We start from the raw sequence: 9,410 nt of genomic DNA, 5'->3' as shown, positions 1-9,410 counted from the left end.
ATGGCGTATCGCTCTCCTTGAGAGGTTCTGGCAGGCTCGACACCCGCCTCGATACGCCGCCTCTCTCAACCCGTCATCACCCACTTTCCCGCATAGCTCCGCCCAAACGCTATCGCTGTACAAACGGCTGCTTGGCGCACGATATGTCCTCCTGGCTGGTGGCGATCTGTGCCACGAATTTACGTACAGTTCGCGGCCGAAGGCAAGGTGAAGCGCAAATTCATAAGCAAACCATCTTCCGTGAGTTCAGCATGCGCAATTGTGAATCCGTGCTCAAGCCCGTATGGGAGCTCGCATTTTCCATTCTGATAGAGGCTCACCTGTTGATTTGTGCCGAATTGGTCCGGAATCGCGCCCTCGGGATCTGTTACGGCGCGGTTGTCGAAGTGGCAGCGCAGGCGCATTGCAAAAAAGTGCACAAGCGTAGGCCTACCATTGATTAGCGTCAAAGTTTCATCGGTGAGCCACCCTAACGTGGGCGGACCAGTTACAAACTGGTCACAAAACCCAATGATGGAGTCAATTGATGAACATGATCGGTCAAAAGAGCCTGCTGGTAGCCTTCGCCTTGGCTCTTGCTCTGAGCTACTCGGCAGCGGCTTCCGCGCAACACGCCCCGGATGCGCACGCGCAGCAAAATGCGCCCGCTCAGCAGACGATGCCGGCGCAGCAAGGCCAGGGTATGGGCCATGATGCAATGGACCACGGTAAAATGGGCGCCAAGGGAATGGAGGGCGAACACGGCCGGATGGGGTCCGGAATGAAGCAAGGCGGTGCCAGCGATACAACCGCCACGAAAGGAGCCAACCCGCCGGCAAACTCGAACGCGGCGCCGCCCAGCGGCTTCAAGTAAACCGCCACCAGCATCTCGCAGGGCGATGGAGAGCCAATAGAGCGACTCGGCGGATCGCCTAGCGGAGATCATTTAAATTGGCCATCTGCAGCGACTCTGATTTGCAAAGTCACTGCAGCCGGCACTTATTCACCCATGTGATGAGGAATCACATTGAGGAACTGCGCCGTGGTCCTGACCGGTTCAGCACACGGAATTGAAGAAAACCGAGTCCTGATTTCGCCTATCGGGGGATGAATGATTGTTCACGCAAGGACGCACAGGATCATTGCGGCGATCATCAAGCGGGCCGAGCGGGGCTCATTTATTCCTTTGGTCGGAGTGACGGCATTTCTCTCAACTCTGTCGATGAGCATCCCCGTGGAATGGCTGGTAATCGCCGCCACCCTGGCGTGCCGGAGGCGGTGGGCCGCGACTGCGTCGGTGGCGGCGCTCGGGAGCGCTGTGGCGTCACTCGGTCTTTATCTCGCTTTTCATCATTTTGGCTGGAACATCTTGGCTGAGCGCTACCCCGAGCTTGCCGGGTCGCGGGCCTGGTTACAAGCCACGGATTGGCTGGCAAGATATGGGCTTCTCGCGCTGTTCGGGTTGATGGCTGTACCACTTCCTATTCCCAAACTGCCCATGCTCGCTGTCGTCGGAATCTATCGCCTGCCGGTACCGGACGTCTTTGCTGCGATCGTTGCCGGAAAGATCATCAAATACCTGGCTTACGCGTACATCGCCGTTCGTTTCCCGAACGCCATTCGTTCCCTCGCCGACCACGCCGTTCCATGGAGCAGGTTTTCCACCGCTCGATTGCAGACCTGGCTCGTTGCTGGCAAGGCCACGATTCGTAGAATACGTGTCTGGACAACGACGACGACGCAGAAGCACGGCATCAGAAATGGAGAAGGTAACATTGGCTGACGAGATCAGTGGCCGTTCGTCCGCTTGGACCCTGCAAATTGCGCCGCAGCGGGTTTGGGAAGCAATCACCGTCAGGTCCGTGCTGCCAAAGTCACAACGCGACGTCCGTTTGGACCTGTTTCGCGGCTTGGCAAACTGGTTGATCTTTCTTGGGCATATTCCGGATTCGGTGCTGGCCTGGTTCACGACGCGAAATTACGGCTTTAGCGATGGCGCCGATCTTTTCGTGCTGATCTCCGGGTATACCGCGACCTTCGTCTTCGGCAAGATGATGATGGAGCGCGGCTTTGTCATCGGCGCGACCAGGCTGTTGCGGCGGGTCTGGCAGCTCTATGTCGCTCATCTGCTGATCTTCATCTTCTACCTTACTGCGGTTCATTACCTTGCGCATAAGTTCGACGATCCGCACTTGATGGATCAATTCAACGTGGCGCCATTAATGAACTTCCCGGTCGAGACTCTCTCGCAAGGCCTGATGCTCAAGTTCAAGCCGCTCAATCTCGACGTTCTGCCGCTCTACATCGTGCTGATGGCGGCCTTCCCGATCGTCCTGTGGTTCATGTTGCGATGGCGCAACGCGGTCATGATCGGATCGATCGGGTTGTATCTGGCGGCGCGCCATTACGGCTGGAATTTCGCCTCCTATCCTGCGGGCGCTTGGTATTTCAACCCATTTGCATGGCAGCTGCTCTTTGTTCTCGGCGCTTGGTTGGCGCTCGGGGGAGCCACGGCAACCCGGGTCCTCCTGCATTCCCGACTTCTTTTCGTGCTGAGTATCTGCTTCGTCCTGTTCGCGCTTGCCCTCTCGCTGGGCGAGCGAATTCCCGAACTGCGGCCGTTCATTCCTGACGCCATTGCGGGGCTATTCATTCCGAACGACAAGACCAACCTTGCTCCCTACCGTGTGATTCACTTGGGGAGCCTGGTGTTCATTGTCGTCTCGCTCATTCCGATCGATTGGCCAGGACTGAAATGGCCGATCTTCAGACCGCTGATCAGGTGCGGTCAGCAGTCGCTGCCGGTGTTTTGCGTTGGCTTGTTCCTCTCGTTCATCGCGCATTTCATGCTGGCGTTCGGTTCGGAAGGGGTGCTGGCTCAACTCCTGATGGGCGCGGCAGGTCTGTGGATCATGACGATCATCGCCTATTATCGGACATGGTCGAAGGACGTCGATAAGAGCCTATCTTCTGGCGGAAAGTTGGCGAAAAGCGAAGCCGGTCGAAGCCGCGAGCCCCGTGCCGAAGGATAAAATGAGCTATTGGTTCAGAGGCATGTCGTGGGGCAGGGATGATCACTTCCGAGCTGACGTTCTCCGAACAAACGCAAGCCGCCATTCTGCATGGGCTTCATTGGACGGCGTCCGCTATTGAGCTGCTCGGAGTGGTGGTGATCGTCGGCGGTGTAGTCGGTGCGACGGTGTGGTCGCTGCGCGAGATGCGGCACCGGCAATTTGCCGATGCGTTTCGTTCGTATCGTGCTAACCTCGGCCGCGGCATCCTGCTCGGTCTTGAGTTCTTGATTGCGGCGGACATCATCGGAATGATCGCGATCGTGCCGTCGTTCGATCGGCTCGGCGTCCTCGCGCTGATCATCGTGATCCGTACGTTCCTGAGCTTCTCGCTTCAGATCGAAATCGAGGGCCGCTTACCGTGGCAGCGGCACACGGGTGGGGACGACGACGCGGATCGCGCCGGGCTCTGACCCTTTTAATCGGGCTCTGACGGCGGTGGGGGCTCGCTTAGGTTCTGGGATGCCGAGCTGTAGAAAGCCTCAAACATCTTTTCGAGGGCTTCGTCGCGATTGACGCGTGTCCGCTCAATCAGTGCCGTGACCAGGCTGAAATACGTTCGCTCGGCGGTAAGGATTATCGTCGGACAGCGGGGTGCGCCTGTCGCGGAGGGATTTGGCAGCAAGCTCAGCCAGTCCGCGCAGCATGGAGAAAAAGTCAGCGAAAGCAGATAGTGGCTGGCTCGCATTGGATGAAGCCATTTCGCCAATCCTTCAATCCTTCTCGCGCCAAAAAGAAGCAGTTTTAATTCGAGGCCGAGCGGCACAGGGTGGGAATCACGATAGCGAAGAGGTGGCATTGTATGGGAAGGCTTGGATATAGAGCTTCAGGCGTCACGGACCGCAGCGACGAAGAGCTTTCTCTGAACTCCGGGCAGCGCTTGTGCTTCACGACAGCGCTTGCGTTCAGCGTGATCCTGCCAAGCTTGCCTGCAAGGGTCGCTATTCTTGCGAATGCGGTGGATACGAAGACGATTTCCCGACATACTGGACCGATTACAGGTATCTATACGCTTTCAGTTTTCATCTCGGCGCCCCTTTTCGGCAAGATGTCGGATCGGTGGGAGCGCCGCTCTGTCTTGGCGATGGGACTGAGTGGCTTCAGCGGAAGTCTGGTCATCTTTGAATTTGCCGATAGTCTCCTCTCGATCTATTTGGCCCGAATTCTCGGCGGGTTGGGCTCGGGTGCAGTCACGCCGGTCGCCTTGGCCCTCATAGGTGATTTTGCGCCGGACGATGGCTGGCGCGCACGGCGCTTCGCCTGGCTGGGGGCGGCGACGATGACTGGCTTCATGACAGGGCCATTCTTAGGCGGCTCGGTTTTTGCCGCCGCGGGCAGCCCTTTCTCGACGGCTCAGTATGCGCTGCTTTGGCCAGCGGGGTTTGCTCTTCTGTCCGCCGTTGTTCTAGCTCTTGCGATCCCGTGCGAGCGTCGCCTTCGTCCGTGCTCTGCCAGCGCAATGTTTTGCCGGGCCAAATTCGTCGTGCAATGACGCTCAAGCTGCTTTGGCTGGCTGCCGTCGTCGCTGGATGCGTGGCGGCCTTTGACGTCGTCCTTACCTTGCGTGGAAGCTTCGTCGCAAGCCAGGGCACCGCATTCGTAGCGCTTGTTCTTGCCGAGTGTAGCGCGGTCATGCTGCTGGCTCAAACGGCTCTCTTCTCGTCGTCCCTTGTGCAGCCACATGTGACGAAATGGCTGATCGCCGGCATTAGGCGCACTGGCAATCGGGCTGGCGATCTTCCCTGCGCTAACCCAGACGGCAGCGGTGGTGCTCGGTGTTGGCCTGGTCGCCGCGGCCGCGGGCATCGCGGCGCCGGCGATCACCTACTGGACCTCGATCGTGGCAGGTGAGCACCAGGGCGAGCAATTGGGCCGATGGACCGCGGTCACGAGCCTCGCGCAAGCGCTTGGTTCGGCAGCCGCGGGACTAATGGTTTCGCAAGGCTCGGACCAAAGCTTTTTTGTGTTTTCCGCGATCACCGCGCTGGTCGGAACACTGCTCGCGCTGCCGCTTTCCGGGAGGTTGACCGCTTCAAAAACCGACTGAACTGATGTCGGACCAAGCGGATCGCCGCCAGAGCAGCACATCTGCGCTTCGGCATGCAATCCTTTGCGACAGATTGATAGAATCCAGAAGATGAGCCTCGGAGCTTGCATCGTGACGGCAAACCGTTGCTGGTCGTCGGCTCATTGAGTGAGCCGCTATGCTGGTCGCTTTTTTCGCGAGCTTAGGGCCGCTGCCACGATGAACAGCGGCCCCTTCGTCTTCGAATTGACCCAACTTCACTTCAGGTTCGTAATTGCAGTCAAGTCAGCCGAGAGTTTGGCGATGCCAGTGGCGCCACACCAGTTGGAGCCAAACCCACCGGGGTTGATGAGCGAAACATTGGCTGGACTGGTCACGCTCGCTGTGAAGTCGCTGGTGTAGGCGTTGCACGCTCCCTTGGAGAGATTGGTGTCGGAGTAGCGCAGATCGAGGGTAAAAACCTTATAGGTGAAGCCAACCCCGATGTTCCAGGTGTTGTAGCTCGGCTCCGGAATACCAAACTGATAGATTTGTCCTGGAATTTGCGTTCCGTAGAACCGATCCGAGGTGCCGAGCCACTGCCGTCCGAATTCACCAGAGACGTACATGCCGATACCGCTGGTGCCGAAGGTCGAGCTTGGAGCGGTCCACTTGGCGGTGATCGAGGCGTAGTTGCCCCAGGCGCCGAGGTTCATCATATTGGGGGTATAGTAGTTGTTGGCGCCGATCTGAAACTGGTCATTCAGGGTCACGTTGACTTTGGCATAACCCTCATAAAAACTGGCGTTCCTTTTGGCGAAATTGCCATTGATCGGAAGTCCGAGGGTGACAGGGTCGGCGTTTGCTACGCAACCCGCCTCTGAGCCAGGAATTCCCGAGCCCGGAAAGGCGAAGGCGTTGTAACAAGTGCCACCGGGATAAAGATAACCCCAGACGCCGAAGTCAAAAGCGAAGATGCCAAAAGTGGGACGGATGCCGCCATAGATATCTATTTCGGCTGCGGCGCGGTTGGGGAACGAGATGCTCGCGCCGCCGGCGCCGATATACAGTTGCACATCCTTGGTGACGTTATAGCGCGGCTCGAAGTAGGCCGCGACCGATGGCTTGTGATTGGATTGAGTGATGCCGCGGAACACGTAGTCGCTCATGAGTGCAGCGCCGAAGGCGAAATCCCACGCCTCGAAGGCGGGCGGGGGCGGCGCCTTGGCTGCCTTCACGGACATGTCCGCCGCGACAGCCGAACCTGCATTGATCGCAAGCACCGCCGCGACCAGACCCACTTTCTTCATGACAACCCCCATCACAGTTGCAGCCCCTCGCCGAGCGCCAAGAAGAGTAGGGACTCAGCTGTTGCTCGACACGTCTTTCTAGGATCAACCTACCCAGCAAAGCGCAGAATTGCGAAGCCACAACCGTGGGCAATTGCTCAAAGGCTAGGCAATTTGACCCATCCTAAGTGAGTTCTTGGCAGGTGTTGTATTCAGACCATAGATTTCTGAGAATAAGTGCAAAGCGCGACTCCTCGGACCGCCCGCCAAACTGCTCTACGCGCCAAACCGGACTGCCTGCGGCTGGCGCTCCGGCAACATCCCTGTTGAGAGCATTGAGCAACGACCTATTCGGCTGGGCTGCCAACGGAAGGCTGCCATGAACGGACGTGAACTACGAATATGGCGCAAGCTCCTGGGCTACACGCAGGAGGATGCGGCCAATGAGCTTGGGGTTACGCGAGCCACCATTCAGAATTGGGAACACGACGTCACGCCTGTTCCGGTCACCGTCCATTTGGCGTCCCGGCAGCTCATTCGGCGCTGGAAGCAACGCGCCGAGTTCGGGCCGGTTACCCTGGTCTACGCAAGCGTCCCACTCCCGTCGCCAAATAGCGTCGCGGGGCCGCCGACGCTCACCTGCAGGCGCTATCCGGATAATCACACCGCCTTCCGCAAGATCTTGGAGCTCAGAACGAGCCCAAGCTTTTTTAATCCCCTGATTATCGACGAGGGCAATGTCATCATCTGGAGTGGTCCCCAGCTGATTCAACAATGTGAGAAGCTCAGCCAGAACAAGGATAGGCCGTGAGACATACACGAGTCACTTTGGATTTGTGCCGCAGATTCTATGCCTTTGAACGCTTCAAAAATTAGCTGAGGTGCGGCTTTGGATTGCTGGGATCTCAAGAAGTGGCGAAAAAAGCACGGGTTCAACCAGTTTGATGCGGCGGAGCAGCTTGGAATAAACCGAGGTAGCTTCCAGAATTGGGAACGAGAAGTCAGACCCATTCCGAGAGCTGTCGAGCTTGCTTGCGAAGAGATCTCACAATTGCGGCGACAGCGCCCTGACTTCGGTCCAGTAATCCTTGTATATGCCGACGGGCCGATTTTGCAGCAGTCTAGTGAGCTCTACTCCCTCGCTCTGCTGCGTTGTGACCGTTTTCCAAATAACGAAGCGGCCATGGAAGAGGCCACTCGGCTGGGTTTTGATCCGTTGGTTGTTGATCCTTTCATCCTGGCGGAAGATGGTTCGGTTGTTTGGGATGCGCCCGAACTTTTGGAAGAATGCAACAGGCGAAGACGTGCAAAAAACTGCGCGAAGGCCTCCGCCTGATCCAAATTATTGCGGCGAAGACGCCTGATCGTATGAACTGGAGATCGTGCGCGACCGCTGACAAGGAACTCCGGCGTGATCAAGTCGATGCTACTGCCGATCAGGCAAAAGCCTTCTCCAGCGAATGGATCAGAACACCGATCGACCTGTCGTGACGCGTGATCGGCGGGATGGGACGCTCGATGCCGAGCAGCTGATAGACCGCCGTTTGGGCTGCGCGCACCGAATGCTCGACCGTGAAGACCACCTCGTCCGGAATTTCGACGAACTGGCTGATGAACGCCAGGTTCTTGGAAGTCGGCGGAACAGGCAGCGGACGATCGGACCTGAGCCGCGGCATAAACATGCTGGTGATGTACGGCATTCGGCAGGGAATGCAGGTCGCTCGTCGAAAGACCGCATAGTCGAAGTTCAGATGACCACAAAGCTCGCGCAAGATTTCCGCTCCTCCACACTCCGACATTGGCTTGGCTACGAAATTGCCGATCCGGTCGGGGTGCAGGGCATAGCCCCAGAATACCGCCACGTCGCTTGGTTGGCCGACGAAGTGCGGTTGATGGTACAGGACGATCGACATCAGCCAATTGGAATCCTTGAACGTGACCAGCCCCCCCGTGCCGGCGGCGTTGCCGGAGAATGCCTCCATCTGTTGGAAAAAGCTCCGGTCGCGACAGGTCACCGTGAACGATGCCCAATAGGACTCGGGAATCGAACTGTTGAACACGGCAGGGTTGCCGAATTCCGGCCGCCCGGCGGCGATCTTCTCCCAGAGGACCCATCCTTCGCTGTCGGCTTTCGTCCGTGGTTCGGCAGGGCTCGTCATGGAGCCGAGGCTTGATGCGTCGGTCATCGAACCGTTCTGAAAGAACACGAGGTCGTGGGCTTCGACCGTCGCGACGAGCTTGGCGCCTTTCCGGTCGATCGTAAGGCCTTTCACCCGGACCTTTCCGCCTTCGTCCGCAACGTCGATGTCGGTCACGCGCCCGTCGCTGACGAACCGAACGCCGTGATCCTTCAGCCATGCTTCCACGGGACGAACGATCGCGTCATACTGGTTGTAGATGGTTCGCTTGACACCGCCGAGCGTCTCGATGCGCGGAAACTCGTTCATGAACCGATGCAGATAGCGTTTGAGCTCGACCGCGCTGTGCCAGGGCTGAAAGGCGAACGTCGTTTGCCACATGTACCAGAAGTTTGTCTGGAAGAATGCCGGGGACAGCCAGTCCGTGATGCGGCTGTTGCCGAGCTCGTCTTCCGAGGCCATCGCCAGGCGCACCAGTTCTTCGCGATCGCGCATGGTAAAGCCCATCGTCGACACGTCGACCTTGAAGCGGTTACGGTCGACCAGTCGTGCCTTGGAATGGGCTCTGTGCTTGAGGTTGAATGCGACCGTCTCGTCGCGGACGGTTTGGCCCGGGTGCTCGAGCGACGGAATCGTTGAAAGCAGATCCCACGTGCATTCGTAGTGGTCGGTCGTCAGCATGCGGCCGCCGCGCAACGAATACGACCCATCTGGAAGCTGAGCGCCATCCAGACTGCCGCCAAAGGTCGAGAGGTTCTCATAGATCGTGATCTCGCTGCCTGACATTGCGCCGTCGCGGATCAGGAAGGCGGCGCCGGCGAGCGATCCGATTCCGCCGCCGATGAAGTAGGCTTTCATGTTAGGCTTTCCTGGCTGAAAGGGTGTCTAGCGCGATAAGCTATTGTGTGAGAAGCCGCGGGCCTTGAGC

General features: G+C 58.2%; 11 protein-coding genes. 9 read left to right on the top strand and 2 right to left on the bottom strand.

Annotated features, from left to right (window positions below; translation table 11 throughout):
* The 7 genes from ASG57_RS38945 to ASG57_RS19380 all read left to right on the top strand — a co-directional run.
* Nucleotides 1–443, top strand: a 443-nt coding sequence (locus ASG57_RS38945; RefSeq protein ID WP_210169293.1) for a hypothetical protein, incomplete at its 5' end; no start/stop codon positions are given.
* Nucleotides 444–526: 83 nt separating this feature from the next.
* Nucleotides 527–853 (top strand): hypothetical protein, encoded by a 327-nt coding sequence (locus tag ASG57_RS19405; protein ID WP_057197062.1) that lies wholly within the window; start codon nucleotides 527–529, stop codon nucleotides 851–853.
* Nucleotides 854–1,090: 237 nt separating this feature from the next.
* A complete protein-coding gene (locus tag ASG57_RS19400) occupies nucleotides 1,091–1,762 on the top strand; it encodes a YqaA family protein (protein ID WP_057197061.1) in 672 nt (223 codons plus the stop codon).
* Nucleotides 1,755–3,011: an OpgC domain-containing protein gene (locus tag ASG57_RS19395; protein WP_057197060.1), complete on the top strand. Its 1,257-nt coding sequence runs from the start codon at nucleotides 1,755–1,757 to the stop codon at nucleotides 3,009–3,011. The genes ASG57_RS19400 and ASG57_RS19395 overlap by 8 nt, the downstream gene beginning before the upstream one ends.
* Before the next feature lie 38 nt (nucleotides 3,012–3,049).
* A complete protein-coding gene (locus ASG57_RS19390; protein ID WP_057197059.1) occupies nucleotides 3,050–3,463 on the top strand; it encodes a DUF1622 domain-containing protein in 414 nt (137 codons plus the stop codon).
* 389 nt (nucleotides 3,464–3,852) lie between these two features.
* Nucleotides 3,853–4,542 (top strand): MFS transporter, encoded by a 690-nt coding sequence (locus ASG57_RS19385; RefSeq protein WP_057197058.1) that lies wholly within the window; start codon nucleotides 3,853–3,855, stop codon nucleotides 4,540–4,542.
* Between the two features lie 225 nt (nucleotides 4,543–4,767).
* Nucleotides 4,768–5,097: a hypothetical protein gene (locus ASG57_RS19380; protein ID WP_349510060.1), complete on the top strand. Its 330-nt coding sequence runs from the start codon at nucleotides 4,768–4,770 to the stop codon at nucleotides 5,095–5,097.
* Nucleotides 5,098–5,333: 236 nt separating this feature from the next.
* Here the strand turns inward: ASG57_RS19380 and ASG57_RS19375 are convergent, their stop codons facing one another.
* Nucleotides 5,334–6,365: a TorF family putative porin gene (locus tag ASG57_RS19375; protein ID WP_057197056.1), complete on the bottom strand. Its 1,032-nt coding sequence runs from the start codon at nucleotides 6,363–6,365 to the stop codon at nucleotides 5,334–5,336.
* Between the two features lie 358 nt (nucleotides 6,366–6,723).
* On the opposite strand from ASG57_RS19375, the gene ASG57_RS19370 reads away from it, so the two are divergent.
* Entirely contained in the window at nucleotides 6,724–7,155 is a 432-nt protein-coding gene (locus tag ASG57_RS19370) for a helix-turn-helix transcriptional regulator (RefSeq protein ID WP_057197055.1), read from the top strand.
* 78 nt (nucleotides 7,156–7,233) lie between these two features.
* Complete coding sequence (locus ASG57_RS36900; RefSeq protein ID WP_082529006.1) at nucleotides 7,234–7,680, top strand: helix-turn-helix domain-containing protein; 447 nt, start codon at nucleotides 7,234–7,236, stop codon at nucleotides 7,678–7,680.
* Nucleotides 7,681–7,780: 100 nt separating this feature from the next.
* Here the strand turns inward: ASG57_RS36900 and ASG57_RS19365 are convergent, their stop codons facing one another.
* Nucleotides 7,781–9,340, bottom strand: a complete 1,560-nt coding sequence (locus tag ASG57_RS19365) for an oleate hydratase (RefSeq protein WP_057197054.1) — start codon at nucleotides 9,338–9,340, stop codon at nucleotides 7,781–7,783.
* Between the last annotated feature and the right edge of the window lie 70 nt (nucleotides 9,341–9,410).

It is taken from the genome of Bradyrhizobium sp. Leaf396 (assembly GCF_001424605.1).
Lineage (GTDB): Bacteria > Pseudomonadota > Alphaproteobacteria > Rhizobiales > Xanthobacteraceae > Bradyrhizobium > Bradyrhizobium japonicum_C.
Note: the sequence above shows the minus strand (reverse complement) of the source record. Positions and strands in the feature narration are given on the sequence as shown.